The organism is Amycolatopsis thermoflava N1165, assembly GCF_000473265.1.
Taxonomy (GTDB): domain Bacteria; phylum Actinomycetota; class Actinomycetes; order Mycobacteriales; family Pseudonocardiaceae; genus Amycolatopsis_E; species Amycolatopsis_E thermoflava.
Map to the genome: position 1 here is coordinate 1,296,747 of NZ_KI421511.1, position 22,780 is coordinate 1,319,526.

The following is a 22,780-nucleotide window of genomic DNA, read 5'->3' on the forward strand; positions in this document are numbered from 1 at the left end:
CCTCCGGCCACAGTGCGCCCTCGCGTCACGCCGCTCTTCGCCTGCGACGGGTGAGCGCACCCGCCCGCGGCCCGGTTACCGTCCCCGGATGCGGACAACGGCTGCGACGCGGCGCCGCGGCGGCACGGTGCTGCTCACCCTCGCGGCCGGGCAGTTCCTGATGACCCTGGACACCTCCGTGATGAACGTGTCGATCGCGACCATCGCGAACGACCTGGGCACGACCGTCACCGGGATCCAGACCGCGATCACCCTGTACACGCTGGTGATGGCGATGCTGATGGTCACCGGCGGCAAGATCGGGGCGCTGATCGGGCGCCGCCGGGCGTTCGCGATCGGGTGCGTGGTCTACGGCTGCGGCTCGCTGACCACCTCGCTCGCCCCCGGGCTGGGGGTGCTCATCGTGGGCTGGTCGGTGCTGGAGGGGCTCGGCGCCGTGCTGATCATGCCCGCGATCGTGGCCCTGGTCGCGTCGAACTTCGAGCAGGCGCAACGGCCGCGGGCCTACGGGCTGGTCGCCTCCGCCGGCGCGATCGCGGTCGCCGTCGGCCCGCTCGTCGGCGGGCTGGTGACCACCTACTTCTCCTGGCGCTGGGTGTTCGCGGGCGAGGTGCTGATCGTGCTCGTCATCCTGGTGCTGGCGCGCCGGATGGCCGATCCCGAGCGCGGCGAACGGCCCGCGCTCGACTTCGCCGGGACGGCCCTGTCCGCTCTCGGACTGGGCCTGGTGGTGTTCGGCGTGCTCCGGTCGGGGACGTGGGGCTGGATCCTGCCCCGGCCGGGCGCCCCGGCGCTGCTCGGGCTGTCCCTGGTCCTGTGGCTGGTGCTGGCCGGCGGGGTCGTGCTGTGGTTGTTCCTGCTGTGGGAGCACCGGCGGGTCGCGCGCGGCCGGGAGCCGCTGGTGGACCCGGCGATGCTGGGCAACCGGCGGTTGCGCGCCGGCCTCACGGTCTTCTCCGGCCAGTACCTGATCCAGGCCGGGTTGTTCTTCGTCGTCCCGCTGTTCCTGTCCATCTCGCTCGGGCTGTCCACAGTGGAGACCGGATTGCGGTTGCTGCCGCTGTCGATCACCTTGCTGGCCGCGGCGGCCGGGATCCCGAGGCTGTGGCCGCACATCTCGCCGCGCCGGGTGGTGCGGGCCGGGCTGGTGACGTTGTTCGTGGCGCTCGTGGCCTTCTTCGCCGCCCTGGACGCGGGCGCCGGGCCGGAGGTCACCACCGTCCCGATGCTGCTCGCCGGGCTGGGCATCGGCGCACTGGCCTCCCAGCTGGGCAGCGTGACGGTGTCGGCGGTGGCCGACGAGCGCAGCAGCGAGGTCGGCGGGCTGCAGAACACCTTCACCAACCTCGGCGCCTCGCTGGGCACCGCGCTGGCCGGATCGGTCCTCATCGCGGTCCTCACGTCGTCGTTCCTCGACGGCATCCGCGACAACCCGGCCGTGCCGCCCCAGGTGACCGCGCAGGCCGAGGTGCAGCTGGCCGGTGGCGCGCCGTTCGTCTCGGACGCGGCGCTCGAGGCGAACCTGGCCGCGGCGGGGGTTCCGGCCCCGACGGCGCAGGGCATCGTGGAGTCCAACCGGGACGCCCGCATCCAGGGCCTGCGCGCCGCGATCGCGGTGCTCGCGCTCGCCGCGGTCGTCGCGGTGTTCTTCACCCGCCGCATCCCGGAGGAACAGCCGGGCGGGTCACCCGGCGCGGGTGAGGACAGCCGCCCCAGCGGTCCGGGCGGGCACAGTGGTGGCGCTGACGGCGTCACGCGAGCCGGCGGGCTCGCCTCTCCGCCGGGAGCCGGATCGCCCGGCCGGGATGAGCAGCACCCGGTGCCGCCGCTCTAGCCTCCGGCGGATGGAGGAGCGGAACCCGCGGCTGTCGCCCGACGGCCTCGCGCCGTCCCGCGATCTGCTGCCGCGGGCGCTGGTGGTGCTGCTCGGCGCGGCCGCGGTGGTCGTGGTCGTCGCCGGGGTCCGCGCCGCGGGCTGGCTGGTCGCCCCGGTGTTCACGGCGCTGGTGATCGTGATCGCCGTGTCGCCGGTGCAGGACTGGCTCCGCCGCCGGGGGTGGCCCGCCTGGCTGACGACGACCGTGCTCGTCGTCCTGGTCTACGGGGTCCTCGCGCTGCTGACGCTGGGCATCGTCGTCTCCCTCGGGCGGCTGGCCGGCCTGGTGCCGCAGTACACGGAACAGGCCGCCGAGGTCGTCGGCGACGCCTCGGCGGGGCTGTCCCGGCTCGGCATCGGCCCGGACCAGCTGCGCGCCGCCGCCGAATCCCTCGACCTGGGCAAGCTCAGCGGCCTGCTGACGGCCCTGCTCGCCGACGTCGCGGGCCTGGTGTCGAACCTGGCGTTCCTGCTCGCGTTGCTGCTGTTCCTGAGCGTCGAAGCGGGCGGGGCGGGGCAGCGGTTCGCCGCGATCGCCACCGACCGCCCGGCGGTGAGCACCGCGCTGCACGGGTTCACCGGCGGCACTCGGCGCTACCTCCTGGTCACGACGGTGTTCGGGCTGGTCGTGGCGGCCCTGGACGCGCTGGTGCTCGCGGTGATCGGCATCCCGCTGGCCCTGACCTGGGGGCTGCTGTCGTTCATCACCAACTACATCCCGAACGTCGGGTTCCTGATCGGGCTGGCCCCGCCCGCGATCCTCGGCCTGCTGACCGGCGGCGTCGACCGGATGGTGCTGGTGATCGTCTGCTACGGCGTCATCAACTTCGTGCTGCAGTCGCTGATCCAGCCGCGGTTCGTCGGCGACGCGGTCGGGTTGTCGGTGACCGTGACGTTCGTGGCGCTGGTCTTCTGGGCGTGGCTGCTGGGGCCGCTCGGCGCGATCCTGGCGATCCCGATGACCCTGCTGGCCAAGGCGCTGCTGGTGGACCTCGATCCGCGCGCCCGCTGGGCGGACGTGCTGCTGCGGTCCGGTCCGCGCAGGCCGCCGGATTCCCGGCGCCGGGAGGCGCTGTTCTCGCGGTGGCCGCACCGCGCGGCAGCCGGACGGAAGGAGTAGCGATGGCGCGCGTGTCAATGGGGCCTGGATCCGGCGTGGTGGCCGGGTACCACGACGGCATCCCACTGGACCGGTGGGCGCGGGTCACGGCAGGCCGTCTGCTCGCCGACGAACAGCCGCGGCGGTGGGCCCACAGCCAGGGAGTCGGGCGCAAGGCCGAAGGCACGACGCTCGCGCTGGCGCCCGCCGACCGTCCGGTGCTGGTCGCCGCGGCCTGGCTGCACGACATCGGGTACGCCGCGGCAGTCGGGGGCGTCGGGTTCCACCAGCTCGACGGCGCGCGCTACCTCCGCCGTCTGGGTGTGCCGCCACGCGTGTGCGCGCTCGTGGCCCACCACTCCGGCGCGGACGCGGTGGCCGCGCTGGTCGGTCTCGGGCCGCGGCTCGCGGAGTTCCCCGACGAACGCGGACCGGTCCGGGACGCCCTGTGGTACTGCGATCTGACCACCAGTCCGGACGGCCTGCCGGTGTCCTACCGCACGCGGCTGCTGGAACTGCGGGCGCGCCGCGCCCCGGACGATCCCGTCGTGCGCGCGCTGGCCGACAACGGCGAGGAGCGGGCGGCCGCGGTCCGGCGCACCGAAGACCTGCTGCTGTCCGTCCGATTCGGACACCCGGCGGAGGTGGACGATGATCGGCGAACCGGCTGACCGGACCACCGTCCGGACGGCGGGCAGGCGGCGCGCGGCCGGCATCTACGGGGCGATCGTCACCGCGGCGATCCTGACCGCCGTCGGCGAGCAGCTGCCCACCGCGGCACTGGCGGTCGCCGTCGTGGTCACGCTCCTGGTCTACTGGTCCGCCGAGGAGTTCGCGGAGATCCTGGGGGAGCAGACCTCCGGCGGGAGGCTGCCGACCCGGGCCCAGGTGTGGGCGGAGCTGCGGGCCACCTGGCCGATGGTGACCGCCTCCTACGGTCCGCTCGCCGCGCTCCTGCTGGCCCGGCTGGCCGGCGCCACACCGCTCACGGCGGCGAACGTCGGGCTCGTGACCGCGGTGGTCCTCCTGGTCGCCCACGCCTGGTCGGCGGCGCGGGCGGCGCGGCTGCGCGGGGTTCCGCTCGTGGTGACGACCTGCGCGGCCGGACTGCTCGGGGTGGTCATGATCGTGCTGAAGAACCTGGTTCTGCTGCACCTGCACTGACCGGGACCCAGCCGTTCCCGGTGCGGCGGCGGAACGCGTCCACGGCGGAGGAGACGGTGGGGTAGAAATGGTCCGGATCCAGCGTGCGGGTCAGCTCGTAGCGGTCGATCTTGCGCCGCACCGGGTCCTTCAGCTCGGCGAGCACGAGGTGCGTGCCGAGTGCGTTGAGCTCGTCGTCGAGGTCCCGCAGCATGTCCGCCGCCGTGGTGTCCACATCGGTCACCGGCTCGGCGGCGACGACGATCCAGTGCGGCGCCGGGTCGCGAGCCGCGAGACGGCGCACCGCCTCCCGGAAGGTCTTGGCGTTGGCGAAGATCAGCGGCGCGTCGAACCGGAAGATGACCAGGCCGGCGGGCCGCCGCGCGTCCGGGTAGGACCGGACGTCGTGGTAGCCGGGCACCCCGTCGGCCTTGCCCAGTTCCGTCTGGTACGGCAGCCACGCGTGCCGGAACACGTTGAGGATCGACAGCACCACCGCGACCGCGATGCCGGGCAGCACGCCCAGCAGCGCGACGCCGAGCAGGGCCGCGGCCGACAGGAGGAACTCGGTCCGCCGTTGCCGCCAGAGCCGCACGGTGCCCCGGACGTCGGCGAGCGACAACGCCGCGGTGATCACGATCGCGGCGAGCACCGGCTGCGGCAGGTTCCGGAACAGGCCGGGCGCGACCAGGATCATGACCGTGATCAGGACGGCGCCGACGACGCCGGTCAGCTGGGTGCGCGCGCCGGCCTGCTGGGCGACCGCGGTGCGGGATCCGCTGGTGCTGACGGGGAACCCCTGGAACAGCCCGGCCGCCAGGTTCGCCACGCCGATGCCCGCCATCTCCCGGTTGCCGTGGACCTCCTGCCCGGTGCGGGCGGCGAACGCCGACGCCGTGGAGATCGTGTCGGCCAGCGAGACCAGCGCGATGCCCAGCGCCCCGGCGAACAGCGGAGCGAGGTCGGACAGGCCGACGTCCGGAATGGACAGCGGCGGGAATCCCTTCGGCAGCACGCCGACCAGGTCCACGCCGCGCGCGGCCAGGTCGAACAGCGGGACCGCGGCGATCGCCAGCACCACCACGACCAGCACGGCGGGGATCTTGGGCAGCCAGCGTTGCAGCACCAGGATCGCGGCGACGCCGCAGATCCCGACCGCGGCCGCGGCGCCGTTGACGTCGCCGCCGGATATCCCCCGCACCACGGCGCCGATCTCGGCGACGAGGCCGTCGGCGTCGACGCTGAACCCGCACAGCTTCGGCAGCTGCCCCACGACGATGGTGAGCGCGAGCCCGTTGAGGTAGCCGATCATCGTCGGCTTGGAGATGAGGTCCGCGATGAACCCCAGCTTGGCCACCGATGCGACGATCATGATGGCGGCGACCAGGATCGCGAGCATCGAGGCGAGCGCGACGGCACGCCCGGGGTCGCCGTCGGCCGCGACGAGCGGCAGGATCGTCGCGGCGATCATCGGCCCCAGCGAGGAATCCGGCCCCAGCACGAGGATCCGCGACGGCCCGAACACGGCGTACCCGAGCAGGCACAGGATCGACGTGTACAGCCCGGTGATGGCGGGCAGGCCGGCCAGTTCGGCGTACGCCATGCCCTGCGGCACCAGCAGGGTCGTGAGAACGACACCGGCGACGAGATCCTTCGCCAGCCAGCGGCGTTCGTACGACCTGATCTGCCGCAGGCCGGGAACCCAGTGGGACATGACGGAAATCCTTCCCCGGCCGATGGTAACCGGACACGGGTTCGGCGAACCGGGGCCTCGGTCCTCACCGGAGGAGACGAAAGACCCTTGACGGAACAGGAGCCACCGACATGAACGACGTACGGGCCAAGCGGATCGCGAAGTTCATCGAGCCCTTCCGCGTCGAGCCGGGCTCGAAGGTGAAGCTGGACAGGGACTTCGACCCGGCGTTCAAGGCCGGGGTCACGAAGAAGCGGGAGGGGCGCGAGCTGTTGCGGACCGGTGTCGAACTGCTGGCCGAGTACCAGCGGAGGCTCGCGGCCCAGGGCACGCACGGTGTCCTGCTGTGCCTGCAGGCTCTCGACGCCGGCGGCAAGGACGGCACGATCCGGCACGTGATGAGCGGGGTGAACCCGCAGGGCGTGGCGGTGAGCAGCTTCAAGGTGCCGTCCGCGGCCGAACTGGGGCACGACTACCTGTGGCGCTACGCCTGCCGTCTGCCCGCGCGCGGCGAGATCGGGATCTTCAACCGCTCGCACTACGAGGAGGTCCTCGTGGTGCGGGTGCACCCGGAGCACCTGGACCGGCAGCGCCTGCTCGCCAGGTCGCTGGGCAAGGACCTCTGGGCCCGGCGCTACCGCGAGATCAACGACTGGGAGCGGTACCTGAGCGACAACGGGTTCGCCGTGGTGAAGCTCTTCCTCAACCTGTCCTGGTCCGAACAACGGGCGCGGTTCCTCAAGCGCATCGACGTGCCCGAGCGGAACTGGAAGTTCTCCGCGGCCGACATCCGGGAGCGGGCGTACTGGACCGACTACCAGCACGCGTTCTCCGAGATGCTGTCGGCGACGAGCACGACGTGGGCGCCGTGGTACGTCGTCCCGGCGGACCGCAAGTGGTTCGCGCGGCTGTGCGCGGGCGCGGTGCTGGCGCACACGCTGATCGAGCTCGACCCCCGGTACCCGCGGGTGAGCAGCGAAGCCCGCGACCAGCTGCGGGACGCGCGGGCGAAACTCGTGGCCGAAACCGAACCGGCACCGGCACGGCACGGGCGTGCCGCGGCCGGCCGGGCCTGAACGGAGGTGGCGACATGGTGCAGAGCTCCGGCACGCGGGCCGCGCCCGCCGGATCGTGGTACACCCGCACGGCCGAGGACACCACCGCGTTCTTCGGCGTCGACCCGGACCGCGGCCTGAGCGCCGCGCGCGCGGCGGAGTTGCTGCGCGCGAACGGTCCCAACGCGCTCCCCGAGGAGAAACCCCGCCCGGGTTGGCTGCGATTCCTCGCGGAGTACCGCAGCTACATGCAGATGATCCTGGTCGCCGCGGCGGCGGTGTCGCTGGCGATCCAGCAGTGGACGACGGCGGTCCTGCTGGTGGTCCTGACCGTGCTGAACGCGGTCGTCGGGCTGCGGCAGCAGGGCAAGGCCGACAGCGCGATGAACGCGCTCAAGTCGATGATGAAGGCGACGGCGCGGGTCCGCCGCGACGGACAGGAGGCGGTCGTGCCCGCCGAGGAACTCGTCGTCGGCGACGTCGTGCTGATCACGGCGGGCGACGAGGTGCCCGCGGACGGCCGGATCGTGCGGGCCGCCGCGCTGCAGATCGACGAGTCCGCGCTGACGGGGGAGAGCGTGCCGGCGGTGAAGAGCGCGGAGGTGCTCGCCGGTGACCACTTGGGACCGGGGGACCAGGCGAACATGGCGTTCATGCACACGCCGGTGACCCACGGCAGCGGGACCGTGGTGGTGACCGCGACCGGCGCGGCCACCGAGCTGGGCCGGATCTCCGGGATGCTGTCGGCCACCGCGCCGGAGCAGTCGCCGCTGACCAGGGAGCTGAACCGGCTCACGCTGTGGATCGCCGGGGCCGCCGGGCTGACCATGATCGTGATGTTCGTGCTCGGGCACAACCGGGGGCAGGCGTGGGACGCGTTGTTCGTCAGCGCGGTGTCGCTCGCGATCGCGGCGATCCCGGAGGCGCTGCCGACGGTGACGCAGACGATCCTGTCGCTCGGTGGTGTGGACCTGGCCAAGCGCAACGCGATCGTCAAGGACCTGCCCTCGGTCGAGACCCTGGGCTTCACCTCGGCGATCAACTCGGACAAGACCGGCACGCTCACGATGAACCAGATGACCGCGGTGGAGGTGGTGGACCCCGGCGACCGCTACACCGTCTCGGGCAGCGGGTACGACCTGGACGGCCGCATCCACCGGGTGGCGGGCGCCGCGGACGGCATCGGCGAGGCCATCCTGCCCTACCTGGTCGCCAGCGACGCGCGGCTGGTCGACGGCAAGGTCGTCGGCGATCCCACCGAGGGCGCGCTGCTCGTGCTGGGACACAAGGCGGGGATCGACGTGGCAGGCACCCGGGAAGCGCTTCCCCGGCTGGCCACGCTGCCCTTCGACCCGGCCTACAAGCTGATGGCGACCTTCCACCGGGCGCGCAACGCGGCAGGCGAACCGGTGGTCCGGTGCTACGTCAAGGGTGCCGCGCCCGCGGTGCTGTCCCGCGCCGGCAGCGCACTGTCCGCTTCGGGCCCGCTCGCCTGGGACGCGGACCTGTCCGCGAGGGCGCAGGCGCACCTGGAACGGATGGAGGGCCAGGGCATGCGGGTGATGGCCGCCGCGGCGCGGGACATCGACCCCGCCCGGTTCGACCCGCACGGCGATCTGCTCGGCCACGTCACCGGCCTGCAGGTGACGAGCCTGGTCGGCATGGTGGACCCGCCGCGGGACACGTCGGCGGAGGCGGTCGCGAGCGCCCGGGCGGCCCACATCCGGGTGCGCATGGTCACCGGTGACGACGTGATCACCGGCGCCGCGATCGCCGCGCGGCTCGGCATCCCCGGACAGGCCATGCTGGGCGCGGACTTCGCGGCGCTGCCCGAAGCGGAACGGATGAGCCGCATCGACGACATCGGCGTGCTGGGCCGGGTCGCGCCCGAGCACAAGGTGCTGCTCGCCGAAACCCTGAAGAAGAAGGGCGACGTGGTGGCGATGACCGGGGACGGGGTCAACGACGCGCCCGCCATCAAGGCCGCGGACATCGGCATCGCGATGGGCAGCGGCACCGAGGTGGCGAAGAACGCGGGCCGGATGGTGCTCTCCGACGACAACTTCGCCACCATCGTGTTCGCGGTCGAACAGGGCCGCAAGATCTACGACAACCTGACCAAGTACATCCGGTTCGTGCTCGTGCTGCTGGTCGTGTTCGTGCTGACCTTCCTCGGCGCGGCGCTGTTCGGCATCGCCGCCGGGGAGCCGTTCAACCCGGCGCAGGTGCTGTGGATCCACTTCTTCGTCAACGCGGCGTTCGGCTTCGCGCTGGGGTTCGACCGGGAGAGCCCGGGACTGATGAACCGCACGCCACGACCGCGGGGCTCGTCGGTGCTCAGCCGTGGCGTGGTGATCACCGTCGGGGTGTCCGGGCTGGTGATCAGCGCGATGCTGCTGGCCGTGCTGCACCTGGGTGCGGACCGGTTCGACCCGGCGGTGGCCAACTCGATCGCCTTCACCACGTTCGCGTTGTGCCTGATCGTGGCCGGGCTGGAGTGCCGCAACGAGACGGCGTCGGTGCTGACCACCTCGACGTTCGACAGCAAGCAGCTGAACTGGGCGGTGTTCGCCGAGTTCGTGCTCGCGGTGCTGGTCACGCAGGTGGACGGCTTCCAGCGGCTGCTGGGCACCACCGAGCTGACGGCGCTGCAGTTCGGCTGGGCGCTGGTGCCGCCGGTGGTGCTGCTGGTGCTGTGGGAGCTGGGCAAGCTGGCGGCGCGGCGGTGGGCCGCCCAGCCGGCGGCCGGGCGCCGGGACGCCGTGCCCGCCGTGGCCCGCCACCGGGCGCAGCCGAGTTCGTGAGGACCGGACCGGCCCCGGCGGGCGTCCTCGCGCCGGGGCCGGTTGCCCGGCGGGTCAGTTGACGGCCGGGGCCTCGGTCTTGTCCTCGGCGGCCTTGGCCCGCGCGGCGGCGACCCGCTCGGCGTGGCTGGGCGGGTTCGCCGGCACGTGCTCGGGGCGCTTGGCCTCCATCTCCTTGCGCAGCACCGGAACGACCTCCTCGGCGAGCAGGTCGATCTGCTCCAGCACCGTCTTCAGGGGCAGGCCGGCGTGGTCGATGAGGAACAGCTGGCGCTGGTAGTCGCCGACGTCCTCGCGCATGCTCGCGTACCGGTCGATCACCTGCTGCGGGCTGCCGACCGTCAGCGGGGTCGTCGCGGTGAAGTCCTCCATCGACGGGCCGTGGCCGTAGACCGGGGCGTTGTCGAAGTAGGGGCGGAACTCGTTCCACGCGTCCTGCGAGTTCTTGCGCATGAAGACCTGCCCGCCGAGGCCGACGATCGCGGTGTCGGCCGGGCCGTGCCCGTAGTGCTCGAAGCGCTGGCGGTAGAAGCGCACCATCTGCTTGGTGTGCGACATGGGCCAGAAGATGTTGTTGTGGAAGAAGCCGTCGCCGTAGTAGGCGGCCTGCTCGGCGATCTCCGGGCTGCGGATCGAGCCGTGCCAGACGAACGGCGGGACGCCGTCGAGCGGGCGCGGGGTGGCGGTGAAGCCGCGCAGGGGGGTGCGGAAGTTGCCCTCCCAGTCGACCACGTCCTCCTCCCAGAGGCGGCGCAGCAGGGCGTAGTTCTCGATCGCCAGCGGGATGCCCTGGCGGATGTCCTGGCCGAACCACGGGTAGACCGGGCCGGTGTTGCCGCGGCCCATCATCAGGTCCATCCGGCCGCCCGAGATGACCTGCAGCATGGCGTAGTCCTCGGCGATCTTCACCGGGTCGTTGGTGGTGATGAGCGTCGTCGAGGTGGACAGGATGATGTCCTTGGTCACGCCGGCCAGGTAGCCGAGCATGGTGGTGGGCGAGGACGCGACGAACGGCGGGTTGTGGTGCTCGCCGGTGGCGAAGACGTCGAGCCCGGCCTGGTCGGCGTGCTGGGCGATGGTCAGCATCGACCGCACGCGCTGGGTGTCGTCCGGAGTTTCGCCGGTCGTCGGATCCGTGGTCACGTCGCTGACGGAGAAGATCCCGAACTGCATGACAGCCTCCTGCTGATCTGGTGTTCGGCCGGTAAAACGTCTCGCGCGGAAGAATATTCCTGGCGAGACTATCAGGAGGGTGCGCCGAAGTCCGGTGACTCATGGCGTCGCTCTGGGGAGGGAGGCTCGCCGGTGCGGTTGTCGGCTGGTCCGGCGTGGGTGGGTGTCCGGGTCTAGGTTGCTTGCGCAGGTGGTGATCACTGCGGCCCGGCGAAGGGTGCCCGTGGCCGGCTGCCGGTGGGCAGCTCGTGCGGCGGCCAGGGCTCCCTCGCCGGTGTGGTTGGCGCCTGGCCCGGCGTGGGTGCGTGTCCGGGTCTAGGTTGCTCCCCGCAGATGGTGATCGCTGCCGCGCGGCGAAGGGTGCCCGTGCCAGCCGCCGGTGGGTAATTCATGCGGCGGCCGGGCCCCTTGGCGGTGCGGTTAGCGGCTGGTCCAGCGCCGATGGGCGTCCGGGTCCACGTTGCTCCCGCAGGTCGCGATCACTGCCGCCCGGCGAAGGGGTGCCCGTGGCCGGCTGCCGGTGGGCAGCTCATGCGGCGGCCGGGCCCCTCGGCGGTGCGGTTAGCGGCTGGTCCAACGCCGATACGCCTCGGGGTCCACGTTGCTCCCGCAGATGATCGTGACCACGTGCCGCCCGGCGAAGCGCTCGCGGTCCTCCAGCACCGCGGCCACCCCGAGTGCCGCCGACGGCTCGGCCACCAGGCCGGCGTGGTCGAGCAGCAGCCGCATCCCCGTGGTGATCGACTCCTCGCGCACCAGGACCGCGTCGTCGGCCACCTGCAGCAGGTCGTCCAGCACCTCCGGGATCGGGAAGCGCCCGGCGACCCCGTCGGCGATCGTCTCCGCCGAGTCCGTCGTCACGACCCGCCGCTGCCGCCAGGACAAGGTCATCGCGGGCGCGCCCAGCGGCTGCACGCAGATCACCTCGACCCCGGGCGCGAGCGACTTCAGCACGTGCCCCACCCCGGTCGCCATCGCCCCGCCGCCCAGGGCGATCAGGACGGCGTCGGCCGACGGCGCCTGCTCCACCAGTTCCAATCCGATCGTCGCCGCGCCCTCGCACGTTTCGAGGTCCAGGCTGTCCTCCACCAGCCGGATGCCGTCGTGCCGCGCGATGTCCGCCGCCCGCTCCCGCGCCTGCTCGAAGTCGCCGTCCACCAGCTCCAGCCGCCCACCCAGCGCCCGGATCCGGTCGAGCTTCGCCGCCGGCGCCGACCGCGCGGCCACCACGGTGACGTCGAGCCCCCGCCGGCCGCCGGACCAGGCCAGCGCCTGCCCGAGGTTGCCCGCGCTCGCGCACACCACCGCACCCGAGCCGAGCCCGTCGGCGATCACCTCGGTCCCGCGGCCCTTGAAGCAGCGCACCGGGTTGGCCGTTTCGAGCTTGACGCTGACCGCGCACCCGAGGACGGGTTCCAGAGCGTCGCAGCGGTACAGCGGCGAATCGAGGAACACCGGGTCGATCACCCGGCGGACGGCCCGGATCCGGTCGGTGTCCAGGCGCGTCGTCAGCACAGCAGTTCCAGAACCACGTCCCGCAGCCCCGGCGCCAGTGCGATCGTCGACGCCGAGGACACCGTGTGGTCGCTGCCGTCGGCGTCCAGGACCAGCCCGCCGGCCTCCCGGACCAGCAGCACGCCCGCCATCGTGTCCCACGGCAGGTTCGACAGGATGATCGTCGCGTCGAGCCGGCCGTGCGCGACCCACGCCAGGTCGGCCGCGGCGGTGCCGATCATCCGCACCCGCTCCGCCCGCGCGCCCAGCTGCTCCAGCAACGCCAGCCGCAGCCGGTTCTTCGGCCCGGCGTCCGCGCCCACGGCGAAGTCGCCCAGCGACACCATCGCCTCGGCCAGCGCCGACGCCCCGGACACCCCGATCCGCGTGTCCCCGGCGAAGGCGCCGTAGTCCTCGACCGCGGTGTAGACCGTGTCCAGGAACGGCAGGTCGATCGCCGCCACGACGCTGCGCTCGCCGGACACCAGGGCCAGCGAGATCCCGGTGAGCGGGATGCCGCGGGCGAAGTTCGCCGTCCCGTCGACCGGGTCCAGCACCCACCACAGCGCGCCCCGCTCGCCGCCGTGCTCCTCGCCGACGAGCCCGATGTCCGGCGTCTCCCGCGCGAGGAACTCCCGCACCGCCTCCTCGACCGCCAGGTCGATGTCGGTCACCAGGTCGCGCTCGCTCTTCGCGGTCACCGACCGCGGCGCGCGGGAGGTGACGATGCGCCGCCCGATCGCGACGGCCTCCCTGGCTACGGGCAGCAGGCTCAGGTGGTCCACGTCAGTGCTCCGCGACGTCGAAGGCGTCCACCTGCGGCAGGACGTGCCCGAGGCGGTCGCGCTTTGCGGTCAGGTACCGGATGTTGTCCGGGCTGGCCGGCGCCAGCAGCGGGACCCGCGCCGACACGCGGATCCCGTTCGACTCCAGCGCCGCGATCTTGTCCGGGTTGTTGGACATCAGCCGCACCGACCGCACGCCCAGGTGACGCAGCACCCGCGCGGCGGGGCTGTAGTCGCGCACGTCGACCGGCAGCCCGAGGCTGGTGGCCGAGTCGACCGTGTCCAGCCCTTCGTCCTGCAGCACGTGCGTGCGCACCTTCGCCACCAGCCCGATCCCGCGGCCCTCGTGCCCGCGCAGGTACACCAGCACCCCGCTGCCCTCGCGCACGATCGCGTCCAGCGCGGCGTCCAGCTGTTCACCACACTCGCAGCGCACCGCGCCGAACACGTCGCCGGTGAGGCACTCCGAATGCACCCGCACCAGCACGTCGTCGCGGCGCAGCCGTCCGTGGGCGAGCGCCAGGTGCTCGGCGCCGTCCCGGAACGCCACGCTGCGGAACTTGCCGCGCCGGGTGACCAGCGTCGATTCGGCGATCTCCATGGGTTCCCCTCGTCGTCGACCGGGAACTTGCCCTACCCGGTATACCTGATCTGATGAATCCGCTGCCGCCGGACACCACCGACGACGTGCGCGGGGCCGCCGTGGCGGTGCTGCCCGTCGGGAGCCTGGAACAGCACGGCCCGCACCTGCCGCTGACCACCGACACCCTGATCGCCTGCGCGGTCGCGTCGCGGATCGCGCAGGACCACGGCTTCTGGCTGCTGCCGCCGGTCACGGTGTCCTGCTCGCACGAGCACGCCGCGTGGCCGGGCACGGTGAGCATTTCGGTCACCACGCTGGTCGCGGTGGTCGAGGACATCGCCGCGTCGCTGCGGGCGTCCGGGGTCGGCAGGCTCGTGCTGGTCAACGGGCACGGCGGCAACCACGTCCTGGCCAACGTCGTGCAGCAGGCCGGCGGCTCGATGGTCCTGTTCCCCACCTACGGCGAGTGGCAGGAGGCGCGCGCGGCGGCGGGCGTGCGCACCTCCAACGACGAGGACATGCACGCCGGCGAACTGGAGACCTCGATCCTGCTCTGCACCGCCCCGGAGGTGGTCAGACCGGGCTACGAGACGGCGGACTCGGCACCCGGCGATCTGCGCCACCTCCTTTCACTGGGACTGGCCCCCTACACGGAATCGGGCGTGGCCGGTCATCCGTCACTGGCTTCGCCGGAAAAAGGCCGGGCGGTGCTGGACGCGCTGGCCCGCGCGTTCCGGGCGCACCTGCCGGTTCTCGGCTCCTGAGCGCCAGGACGCCCGGCAGCGCCGCGACGAGTGAGAGCACCCCGTAGACGACGGCGGTGGTGATGCCCGCGCCCGCGCCGAGGCCGGTGGCGCCGAAGGCGACCGCGGTGAACCCCTCGCGCGGCCCCCAGCCGCCGATGTTGAGCGGCAGCGCCATGACGACCAGCGCGAGCACCACCAGCGGGGCGAGGGTGGTCACCGGCGCGGTCACCCCGGCCAGCCGGGCGGCGAGGACGAACATCGCGACGTGCCCGGCGATGGTGAGCGCCGACAGCGCCACGATGCCCGCCGCGGTGCGCCCGCCGAGCAGGCCGCGGGCATCGGTGAGGGTCCGGGTGGCCGCGCCGCGCCAGGCCGGTTTCGCGGCGAGCAGCCCGGCGACCGCGAGCGCGGCGCCCAGCAGCACCAGCAGCCCGGGGCCGGTGGACAGGCCCGGCAGCAGGTCCGGATGGAGCGTCAGCGCGGTGACGCCGGCGACGAGCAGCACGGCCTGCCCGGCGAACCGTTCGAGCACCACGGCGCGGACGCCGCGGCCCACGTCGCCGGAGTCGCGGCCGTGGCTGACCGCGCGGTCGACGTCGCCGAGCACCCCGGCGGGCAGCACCGAGTTGAGCAGGGTGGAGCGGTAGTAGGCGGCGACCGCGGCGGGCAGCCGCAGCGGCAGGCCGAGGCCGCGGGCGACGAGGACCCATCGCCCGGCGGCGGTGACGGTGGTCAGCAGCCCGATCGCCAGCGCGAGCACGACCGATTCCGCGTTGATGAGCCGCAGCCCGTCGAGGAACGCGCCGGTGCCGACTTTCCAGATCAGGGTGGCGAGGATGCCGGCCGCGGCGAGCAGGCGCAGCCACGGCCACAGGCGGGTCGCCGTCCCGGTGGTGGGGGTGGTCATCGGGCTCCTTTCGGCGAGGCGAGGCCGGCCGATCGGGAGTCGATGAGCTCCAGCCCGGTGCGGAACGCCCGGGTGCCCATCTCCCGGGTGAGGGTGGCGGTCGCGGCGAGCGGGCGGAGCCACGGCCACAGGCGGGTCGCCGTGGCGGCGGTGGGGGTGGTCATCTGGCTCCTTTCGGCGAGGCGTGGCCGTCCGATCGGGAGTCGATGAGCTCCAGCCCGGTGCGGAACGCCCCGGTGCCCACCTTCCGGGTGAGAGTGGCGGTCGCGGTGAGCGGGCGGAGCCACGGCCACAGGCGGGCCACCGTCCCGGCGGTGGGGGTCGCCATCAGGCTCTGATCGTCGGCGTGGGCAGGCGTATCGACGGCCACAGCCGCCATCCCGGGGGTGCGGGTCGTCATCGGGCTCCGATCGCCAGCAGGTCGGTGTGGTGCACGACCACCTCCAGTTCGCCCGCGGCGCAGGCGGCCAGCCGCCGCCGGGTGTAGGCCTCGGTGTCCAGCCACGGTTCCTGCAGCCGGGCGGCGGCGACCCAGCCCCGCAACCACTGCTCGGTCAGCTCACGCTGGTCCGGCCCGAGCCGCCACGGGCTGGGCGCGCGGTGCACCGTCGCGCCGCGCCGCTCGAACGCCGAGGTCGTCACCGCGACCGCGTCCGGGCCGAGCAGCGCGCCGCGCCGCTGGTGGGCGTTGAAGGCCGCGGCGAGGTCGGCGTCGAGCGGGTCCGCGGGCGTCAGCTCGACCCGCCCGGCGACTGACAACGTCAGCAGGGCCGCGCAGCCCGCCGCGGCGCACGCGTCGGCGATGGTGTCCACATCGGACGGTGTGAGCAGGTCCAGCAGCGCGGACGCGGTGAGCAGCGAGGTGCCGGTCAGGTCCAGGCCGGCGAGCTCCCCGCAGCGGGTCTCGAACGTCGCCCCGCGGACCGAGGCGCGCACGAGCAGGGCGGGGTCGCGGTCGTGCAGGACCCAGTGCTGCGGGACGCCCAGCCGCGGCGCGAGCCAGCGGCCCATCGACCCGGTGCCGGAGCCGATGTCCCGGACGACCAGCGGGGCGGGACGGCCGGTCAGCCACCGCCGCAGCGGGGTGAGCAGTTCCGGCGCCCGCGCGGCCGCGTCGGCGGGTTCGCGCAGCGCCAGCCAGTCCGGTGCGCAGCGGGTCGGGTCCGTGCTGCCGGGTGCGCCGGGTCCGGCGCCGTCCCATCGGTCGTGTGCCACACCCTTGTCACGGGCGCGCACCCGGTTCCGGTTCAAACAGGATCCGGTCCATCACCCGCGCGGTGGTTCCCCAAGGCAACAACCCGTCGCGCCGGGACCGCGCCGCCCGGCGCAGGGCCGACCGCGTTCCCGCCGAGGTCAGCCACGAGCGCAGGGCCCCGGCGAGGGCGTCCACGTCAGCGGGCGGCACCACGATCCCGGGCGGCGACCCGTCCGCCGCCCGGCCGAGCGCCTCGGTCTCCACCGACGTCAGCACCGGGATCCCGCGCGCCAGCGCCTCCGTCACCACCATCCCGTAGGTCTCCGACCGCGACGGCAGCACCAGCAGCCCGGCCCGCGCGTAGGCGTCCTCCAGCGCCGTCCCGGTCAGCGGCCCGGTGATCGTCACGCGCGCCGTCAGCCCGTGCCGCGCCACCAGGTCCCGCACCCGCGCGGCGAACGCGGGGGAGCGGTGCACCGGCCCGACCAGCCGGGATGCCCAGTCCAGGTCCGCCACCGCGGCCAGGGCCTCGACCAGCACGTCCTGTCCCTTGTGCGGGGTCAGCGACGCCACGCACAGCAGTTCCTCGCCCGCGGACAGCGGCGCGGGATCCGTGCCGGGCGTGACCACGTGCACCCGGTCGCGCGGCAACCCGTGGTGGCGCACCAGCCGCGCGGCCGTCCGCGCGCTGGGCGTGACCACCGCCGACGCCGCCCGCAACGTCGACCGCTCCAGGTCGTCCAGCTCCGCGTGCGCCCCGGTCTCGTCGGCCAGCGGCATGTGCACCAGCACCACCAGCCGCAGCCGCGCGGCGTGCGGCACCACGACGTCCGGCACGCCGCACGCCACCAGCCCGTCGATCACCACCAGGGACCCCGGATCGGCGGCCGTGAGCGCGCGGTCCAGCGCGGCGCGCGCCGCCGGGGAGGGGTGCGGCCACGACCCGGCGATCGCGACCTCCCGGACCGGCCTGCCCAGCGCGGTCAGTTCGCGGCTGATCCGCCGGTCGTAGACGTTGCCGCCGCTGGGCAGCTCCGGATCGTCGACGTCACCCGGCAGGATGAAGATCACGGTCGTAGCTCGCCCACGCCACGTGCGATTCGCGCAGTGTCACCGAAATCCCCGACAGCCCGTGCGCGCCCGCGCCGAGCGCGCCCGAGTGCACGCGGTCGGCGAGCCGGTCGGCGATCACCTTCGCCAGGAACTCCGTGGACGTGTTGGTCCCGGCGAACTCCGGCACCTCGTCCAGGTTGCGGTAGTTGAGGTCGGCCAGCACGGCGCCCAGCTGCTGGGTCGCCAGCCCGATGTCGACGACGATGTTGTCCGCGTCCAGTTCGGCGCGGCGGAACGTCGCGTCCACCACGAACGTCGCGCCGTGCAGGCGCTGCGCGGGGCCGAACACCTCGCCGCGGAAGCTGTGGGCGACCATCACGTGGTCGCGGACGGTGACGCTGAACAAGGGCCCTCCTACGGGTAGACGACGCGGTGGCACAGCGCGGGGATCGCGCCCGAGGCCAGCTCCGGCATGACCGAAGGCAGGTCCTCGAAGGCGCACTCCCCGGTGATCAGGGTGTCGAAGACGGGATCGGCGAGCAGCTCCAGCGCGAGCGCGAGCCGGTCGCCGAAGCCGCGGCGCGACCGCCGGGCCGGGGACACCATGCCGACCTGGCTGCCGCGGATCGTCAGCCGCCGCGAGTGGAAGAACTCGCCGAGCGGCACGCTGACCCGCCGGTCGCCGTACCAGCTCAGCTCGACGACCTCACCCTCCGGCGCGACCAGCTCCAGCGCCCTGGCCAGGCCCGCGTCCGTTCCGCTCGTGTGCACCACGAGGTCGCAGCCGTCGGCGGCGTCGCCGGGCAGGGCGAACTCCACGCCCAGCGCGGCTGCCACCGCGGCGCGCGCCGGATCCACGTCGACCAGCTGCGCCCGCACCGCCGGGAACCGCGCCAGCAGCGCCGCGACCGCGCAGCCGACCATGCCGCCGCCGACCACGGCCACCCGGTCGCCGAGCAGCGGCGCGGCGTCCCACAGCGCGTTCACCGCCGTCTCCACCGTGCCGGCCAGGATCGCCCGGCCCGCGGGCACCGCGTCCGGCACCGGAGTGACCGCGCTCGCCGGGACGACGAACCGGGTCTGGTGCGGGTAGAGCGTGAACACCGTGCGGCCGGCCAGCTCCGGCGGCCCGTCCTCGACCACGCCGACGTTGAGATAGCCGTACTTCACCGGTCCCGGGAACCCGCCCTCCTGGAACGGCGCGCGCATCAGCTCGTGCTGGCTCGCCGGGACCGCGCCGCGGAAGACGAGCGTCTCGGTGCCCCGGCTCACGCCCGAGAACAGCGTCCGGACCTCGACCTCGTCCGGCCCGCGCGCGGGCAGCGGGACCGTCCGGACCTCACCCGGACCCGGCGGGTTGAACCAGAAGGCCCGTGCGGCACGTGTCATGGGCACACCTCCGGCGAAGGGACACGATCACCATGATCGTCCAGACCCAGCGTGGCACGGTTGCCGCCGGCCAGGAACAGGCCCTGGCGGCGTGCGGCCTGATCGTGCTGCTGAACGTGCTCGCGATGACCCTCGGCCTGGGGGTGCTGGGCTGGCTCGCCGGCGCCGCCTACGGCGCGGCGTTGTTCGGCCTGCTCGGCGCCGCGCTGCGCCGGTCCGGCCGGCTGGTGCTGGGGCCCGCGGACCGGGTCACGCTGGCCCGCGCGACGCTCGTCGGCGGCGTCGTCGCGCTGGTCGCCGCCGGGCTGTCCGGGCCGGTGCTGGTCGTGCTGGCGGCGGTCGCGCTCGCGCTGGACGCGGTCGACGGCCGGGTCGCCCGCCGCACCGGGACCGTGTCGCCGCTGGGCGCGCGGTTCGACATGGAGGTGGACGCGTTCCTGATCCTCGTGCTGTGCGTGCCGGTCGCGCTCGCGCTGGGGCCGTGGGTGCTGCTCATCGGCGCGATGCGCTACGCGTTCGTGGTGGCCGGGTGGCTCGCGCCGTGGATGCGCGGGCCGCTGACGCCGAACCTGGCGCGCAAGGCGGTCGCCGCGGCGCAGGGCATCGCCCTGGTCGTGGTGGTCGCCGGGGTGCTGCCCCGGCCCGCGGCGGTGGTCGTGGCCGGGGGCGCGCTGGCGGCGCTGGTGTGGTCGTTCGGCCGGGATGTGGGGACGCTGTGGCGGAACCGGTGACCGCGCGCCGGGTGGCGGCGGACGTGTTCGCGTGCGTGCTCGTCGTCGCTGCCCTGGTCGTGCCGAACAACCTGGCGCTGTTCGGGCCCGCCACGCTGCTGCGGATCCCGGTGGAGGCGGTGGCCGGCGTCGCGCTGGTGCTGGTCCTGCCGCCGCGGGGACGGCGGATCGTGGCCTCGGTGGCCGGTGCCGTTCTCGGGGTGCTGGTGTTGTTCAAGATCGCCGACATCGGGTTCCACCGCGCGTTCGACCGCCCGTTCAGCCTGGTGTTCGACTGGAGCTTCGCCGGGCCGGCGCTGAGCCTGCTCGGCGGCTTCGCGCGAGTCGCCGCAGTGGCCGGCGCGGTGCTGGCCGCCGTCACCCTGGTGCTGCTGACGACCTGGGCGGCGACGCGGCTGGCGCGGCTCGCCGCGGACCACCGCATGGTGTCGGCGCGGGTGGTCGCCGTGCTGGCGGTCGTGTGGATCGCGGCCGCGCTGACCGGGTTGCCGCTGGCGTCCCGCACGACCGCCGCGCTGGCCTACCGCGAGGTGCGCGCGGTCGCTTCGGACCTGGCGGACCAGCAGGAGTTCGCGGCCGAGATGGCCACCGACGCCTTCCGCGACACGCCGCCGGAGCGGTTGCTGACCTCGTTGCGGGGCAAGGACTTCCTGCTCACCTTCGTGGAGAGCTACGGCCGGGTCGCGCTGGACGACCCCGGGGTGGCCGCGTTGCTCGACTCCGGCTCCGACCGGTTGCGGGCCGCCGGGTTCAGCGCACGTAGCGCGTTCCTCACGTCCTCGACCAGCGGCGGGGGCAGCTGGCTCGCGCACTCCACGATGGAGTCCGGGCTGTGGGTGGACAACCAGCAGCGCTACCGCACCTTCGTGGGCAGCGACCGGCTGACCCTGTCCGGCGCGTTCGCGCGGGCGGGCTGGCGCACGGTCAACGTGCAGCCGGAGAACGGCGCGGACTGGCCGGAGGGCGCGGTCTACCGGTTCGGCCGGCTCTACGACGGGCGCAACATCGGTTACCGCGGCCCGAACTACTCCTACGCGGCGATGCCCGACCAGTTCACGCTGTCGGCGTTCCACCGCGACGAGATGACGCCCGGGCACGCGCCGTTGATGGCGGAGCTCGACCTGGTGTCCAGCCACTGGCCGTGGGCGCCGCTGCCGAGGATGGTGGACTGGGGCGCCGTCGGCGACGGCTCGACGTTCACGCACACCGGTCCGTCGGTGGACGAGGTGTGGTCCGATCCGGCGCGTGTGCGGGCCGCCTACGGCGACGCCGTCGAGTATTCGTTGTCCGCGCTGATCTCCTACGTGGAGACCTTCGGCGACGACAACCTGGTCCTGGTGTTCCTCGGCGACCACCAGCCGAACACCTCGGTGACCGGCGAGGGCGCGAGCCGCGACGTGCCGGTGACGCTGGTGGCGCGCGATCCCGCTGTGCTCGATCGCATCACCGGATGGGGCTGGCAGGACGGGCTCCGCCCGGGCCCGGACGCGCCGGTGTGGCCGATGAGCGCGTTCCGGGACCGGTTCCTGACCGCCTTCGGCACGTGATCCGGTGCCGGTTGTCGTCAGTGCGGCGCGGCCGCGGGTTCCAGCAGCAGCACCGGGATCCGCCGTTCCGTCGACTCCTGGTACTTGGCGTACTGCGGGAACACCTCGACCGCGCGCTGCCACCACACTTCGCGTTCCGCGCCCGCCGCCTCGCGCGCGATCATGTCGAGCACCTGCTCGCCGTCGCGCACCTCGACCCGCGGGTCGGCCAGGGCGTTGAGGTACCAGACCGGGTTCTTCGGCGCCCCGCCCAGCGACGCGACGGCCGCGTAGACCCCGTCGTGTTCGACGCGCATCAGCGGCGCCTTGCGCAGCTTCCCGGACTTCCGGCCGATCGTCGTCAGCACGATCACCCGCATCCCGTGCATCGCGACGCCCTGCGTGCCGCCCGAGCTCTCGATCTGCTCGACCTGGTTGCGGGACATCGTCATCGTGCCGGGCTCGTACTCACCTGTCAGCGGCATCCGCGGGGTCCTTCCGGTCAAGATCGCTTTCCGCGGGCAACGCGGTCACGACCGGAGTGATTCCCGGATGGCCGGTTCGGACAGGACCTCGTGCATGAACCCGGTCAGCCAGTGCTGCGCCGGGGTGCGGGCGTGGCCGTGCCGCGCGTACACCGAGACCTGTGCGGGCTCGATGTCGAACGGCAGCTCCAGCAGCCGCACGCGGTGGTCGGCCGCGAAGACGTCCGCGACCAGACGCGGGACCATCGCGACCAGTTCGCTGTCCTGCACCAGGTACGGCAGCGTCGAAAACCGCGTCACCTCCAGCACCACCCGGTCCAGCAGGCCACGCGCCTCCAGCGCCCGGCGCGGGCCGTGGTGCCCGGTGGGACCGAACACCGCGATGTGCTGCTCCCGCGTCAGGTCGGCGAGCGTCGCCGAGGTGCCGCGCAGCCGGGGGTGGCCGGCGGCCACCATGCCGACGTAGCCCTCCGCGAACAGCGGGATCCGCGCCACCCGCTGCGAGCTGATCAGCGGGGACGCCACGAACGCGTCGATCTCGCCGCGGCCGAGCTGGTCCACCGCGCTGTCCACGTCCAGCGGCCGCACGGTCAGCGTGACCCCGGGCGCCCGCGACGGCAGTGCCGCCATCAGCCGGGGGAGCAGCGACACCTCGCCGAGGTCCGACAGGCACAGCGTGAACCGGGCGCGCGCCGTCGCCGGGTCGAACGTGTGCGCGCCGCTGAGCGTGGACTCGATCTCGGCCAGCGCGTGGTGCAGCGACGGGTACAGGGCCTGCGCGGTCGTCGTCGGGGCCAGGCCGCCGCCGGTGCGCCGGAACAGCTCGTCGGAGAAGCGACGGCGCAGCTTCTGCAGGCTGTAGCTCACCGTCGGCTGTGTGACGTGCAACGACTCCGCGGTCGCGGTGACGCTGCGCGTCTCGTAGAGCAGCACGAACGTCCGCACGAGGTTGAGGTCGAAGTCGCGCATCATCGATCCCGTCTATGAGGGCCGTCGGCAACATTGATTGGAGCACGGGCGGATGATCTGCCACCCTCGGGGCA

At 73.5% G+C, this 22,780-nt stretch carries 22 protein-coding genes and 1 pseudogene; 9 read left to right on the plus strand and 14 right to left on the minus strand.

What is annotated here, in order from left to right:
- Positions 1 to 88 precede the first annotated feature (88 nt).
- From AMYTH_RS44180 to AMYTH_RS0106445, 4 genes are read left to right on the plus strand one after another with little or no spacing between them, the layout of a single operon-like run.
- A complete protein-coding gene (locus AMYTH_RS44180) occupies positions 89 to 1,834 on the plus strand; it encodes an MFS transporter (RefSeq protein ID WP_037322341.1) in 1,746 nt (581 codons plus the stop codon).
- Positions 1,835 to 1,844: 10 nt separating this feature from the next.
- Positions 1,845 to 2,996: an AI-2E family transporter gene (locus AMYTH_RS0106435; protein WP_037322342.1), complete on the plus strand. Its 1,152-nt coding sequence runs from the start codon at positions 1,845 to 1,847 to the stop codon at positions 2,994 to 2,996.
- 2 nt (positions 2,997 to 2,998) lie between these two features.
- Positions 2,999 to 3,646, plus strand: coding sequence for an HD domain-containing protein (locus tag AMYTH_RS0106440; protein ID WP_228684608.1), 648 nt, complete (start codon positions 2,999 to 3,001; stop codon positions 3,644 to 3,646).
- Positions 3,627 to 4,139: a hypothetical protein gene (locus tag AMYTH_RS0106445; RefSeq protein WP_027929600.1), complete on the plus strand. Its 513-nt coding sequence runs from the start codon at positions 3,627 to 3,629 to the stop codon at positions 4,137 to 4,139. Before AMYTH_RS0106440 ends, AMYTH_RS0106445 begins: the two co-directional genes overlap by 20 nt.
- Here the strand turns inward: AMYTH_RS0106445 and AMYTH_RS0106450 are convergent.
- On the minus strand, positions 4,096 to 5,832 hold the full coding sequence (locus AMYTH_RS0106450; protein ID WP_027929601.1) for a SulP family inorganic anion transporter: 1,737 nt from the start codon (positions 5,830 to 5,832) through the stop codon (positions 4,096 to 4,098). The two genes, AMYTH_RS0106445 and AMYTH_RS0106450, sit on opposite strands and share 44 nt — an antisense overlap.
- A gap of 110 nt (positions 5,833 to 5,942) precedes the next feature.
- Here AMYTH_RS0106450 and AMYTH_RS44185 point away from each other — a divergent pair, with 110 nt between their 5' ends.
- Positions 5,943 to 6,887, plus strand: a complete 945-nt coding sequence (locus tag AMYTH_RS44185) for a polyphosphate kinase 2 family protein (RefSeq protein ID WP_037322344.1) — start codon at positions 5,943 to 5,945, stop codon at positions 6,885 to 6,887.
- A 14-nt stretch (positions 6,888 to 6,901) separates the two neighbouring features.
- Positions 6,902 to 9,670, plus strand: a complete 2,769-nt coding sequence (locus AMYTH_RS0106460) for a cation-translocating P-type ATPase (RefSeq protein WP_027929602.1) — start codon at positions 6,902 to 6,904, stop codon at positions 9,668 to 9,670.
- Between the two features lie 54 nt (positions 9,671 to 9,724).
- On the opposite strand, the gene AMYTH_RS0106465 is transcribed toward AMYTH_RS0106460, so the two are convergent.
- The 4 genes from AMYTH_RS0106465 to AMYTH_RS0106480 all read right to left on the minus strand — a co-directional run bounded on the left by AMYTH_RS0106465 (position 9,725) and on the right by AMYTH_RS0106480 (position 13,723).
- A complete protein-coding gene (locus AMYTH_RS0106465) occupies positions 9,725 to 10,843 on the minus strand; it encodes an LLM class flavin-dependent oxidoreductase (protein ID WP_027929603.1) in 1,119 nt (372 codons plus the stop codon).
- Between the two features lie 561 nt (positions 10,844 to 11,404).
- Positions 11,405 to 12,358 (minus strand): threonine ammonia-lyase, encoded by a 954-nt coding sequence (locus AMYTH_RS0106470; RefSeq protein ID WP_027929604.1) that lies wholly within the window; start codon positions 12,356 to 12,358, stop codon positions 11,405 to 11,407.
- Positions 12,352 to 13,122, minus strand: coding sequence for an inositol monophosphatase family protein (locus AMYTH_RS0106475; RefSeq protein WP_027929605.1), 771 nt, complete (start codon positions 13,120 to 13,122; stop codon positions 12,352 to 12,354). Before AMYTH_RS0106475 ends, AMYTH_RS0106470 begins: the two co-directional genes overlap by 7 nt.
- A 1-nt stretch (position 13,123) precedes the next feature.
- Complete coding sequence (locus AMYTH_RS0106480) at positions 13,124 to 13,723, minus strand: GTP cyclohydrolase II (protein WP_027929606.1); 600 nt, start codon at positions 13,721 to 13,723, stop codon at positions 13,124 to 13,126.
- 53 nt (positions 13,724 to 13,776) lie between these two features.
- On the opposite strand from AMYTH_RS0106480, the gene AMYTH_RS0106485 reads away from it, so the two are divergent.
- Complete coding sequence (locus tag AMYTH_RS0106485; RefSeq protein ID WP_027929607.1) at positions 13,777 to 14,469, plus strand: creatininase family protein; 693 nt, start codon at positions 13,777 to 13,779, stop codon at positions 14,467 to 14,469.
- A gap of 70 nt (positions 14,470 to 14,539) precedes the next feature.
- Here the strand turns inward: AMYTH_RS0106485 and AMYTH_RS44190 are convergent.
- The 7 genes and pseudogenes from AMYTH_RS44190 to AMYTH_RS0106520 all read right to left on the minus strand — a co-directional run.
- Positions 14,540 to 15,358, minus strand: a pseudogene (locus AMYTH_RS44190) (lysylphosphatidylglycerol synthase transmembrane domain-containing protein); the annotation flags it as partial.
- On the minus strand, positions 15,355 to 15,522 hold the full coding sequence (locus AMYTH_RS48685; RefSeq protein WP_157360548.1) for a hypothetical protein: 168 nt from the start codon (positions 15,520 to 15,522) through the stop codon (positions 15,355 to 15,357). The pseudogene AMYTH_RS44190 and the gene AMYTH_RS48685, both read right to left, overlap by 4 nt.
- Positions 15,519 to 15,758, minus strand: a complete 240-nt coding sequence (locus AMYTH_RS49855; protein WP_027929608.1) for a hypothetical protein — start codon at positions 15,756 to 15,758, stop codon at positions 15,519 to 15,521. The genes AMYTH_RS48685 and AMYTH_RS49855 overlap by 4 nt, the downstream gene beginning before the upstream one ends.
- Positions 15,755 to 16,573, minus strand: coding sequence for an SAM-dependent methyltransferase (locus AMYTH_RS0106505; protein ID WP_228684610.1), 819 nt, complete (start codon positions 16,571 to 16,573; stop codon positions 15,755 to 15,757). The genes AMYTH_RS49855 and AMYTH_RS0106505 overlap by 4 nt, the downstream gene beginning before the upstream one ends.
- 7 nt (positions 16,574 to 16,580) lie before the next feature.
- Positions 16,581 to 17,624 (minus strand): glycosyltransferase family 4 protein, encoded by a 1,044-nt coding sequence (locus tag AMYTH_RS0106510; protein WP_027929610.1) that lies wholly within the window; start codon positions 17,622 to 17,624, stop codon positions 16,581 to 16,583.
- On the minus strand, positions 17,602 to 18,012 hold the full coding sequence (locus tag AMYTH_RS0106515; RefSeq protein WP_027929611.1) for a 6-pyruvoyl trahydropterin synthase family protein: 411 nt from the start codon (positions 18,010 to 18,012) through the stop codon (positions 17,602 to 17,604). The genes AMYTH_RS0106510 and AMYTH_RS0106515 overlap by 23 nt, the downstream gene beginning before the upstream one ends.
- Before the next feature lie 8 nt (positions 18,013 to 18,020).
- Complete coding sequence (locus tag AMYTH_RS0106520; protein WP_027929612.1) at positions 18,021 to 18,995, minus strand: zinc-dependent alcohol dehydrogenase; 975 nt, start codon at positions 18,993 to 18,995, stop codon at positions 18,021 to 18,023.
- A 32-nt stretch (positions 18,996 to 19,027) separates the two neighbouring features.
- Here AMYTH_RS0106520 and AMYTH_RS0106525 point away from each other — a divergent pair, with 32 nt between their 5' ends.
- A complete protein-coding gene (locus tag AMYTH_RS0106525) occupies positions 19,028 to 19,726 on the plus strand; it encodes a CDP-alcohol phosphatidyltransferase family protein (RefSeq protein ID WP_027929613.1) in 699 nt (232 codons plus the stop codon).
- On the plus strand, positions 19,711 to 21,273 hold the full coding sequence (locus AMYTH_RS0106530; protein WP_027929614.1) for an alkaline phosphatase family protein: 1,563 nt from the start codon (positions 19,711 to 19,713) through the stop codon (positions 21,271 to 21,273). Before AMYTH_RS0106525 ends, AMYTH_RS0106530 begins: the two co-directional genes overlap by 16 nt.
- A 17-nt stretch (positions 21,274 to 21,290) precedes the next feature.
- On the opposite strand, the gene AMYTH_RS0106535 is transcribed toward AMYTH_RS0106530, so the two are convergent.
- On the minus strand, positions 21,291 to 21,737 hold the full coding sequence (locus AMYTH_RS0106535) for a nitroreductase family deazaflavin-dependent oxidoreductase (RefSeq protein ID WP_027929615.1): 447 nt from the start codon (positions 21,735 to 21,737) through the stop codon (positions 21,291 to 21,293).
- Between the two features lie 45 nt (positions 21,738 to 21,782).
- Positions 21,783 to 22,709, minus strand: a complete 927-nt coding sequence (locus AMYTH_RS0106540; RefSeq protein ID WP_228684612.1) for a LysR family transcriptional regulator — start codon at positions 22,707 to 22,709, stop codon at positions 21,783 to 21,785.
- Positions 22,710 to 22,780: the final 71 nt, after the last annotated feature.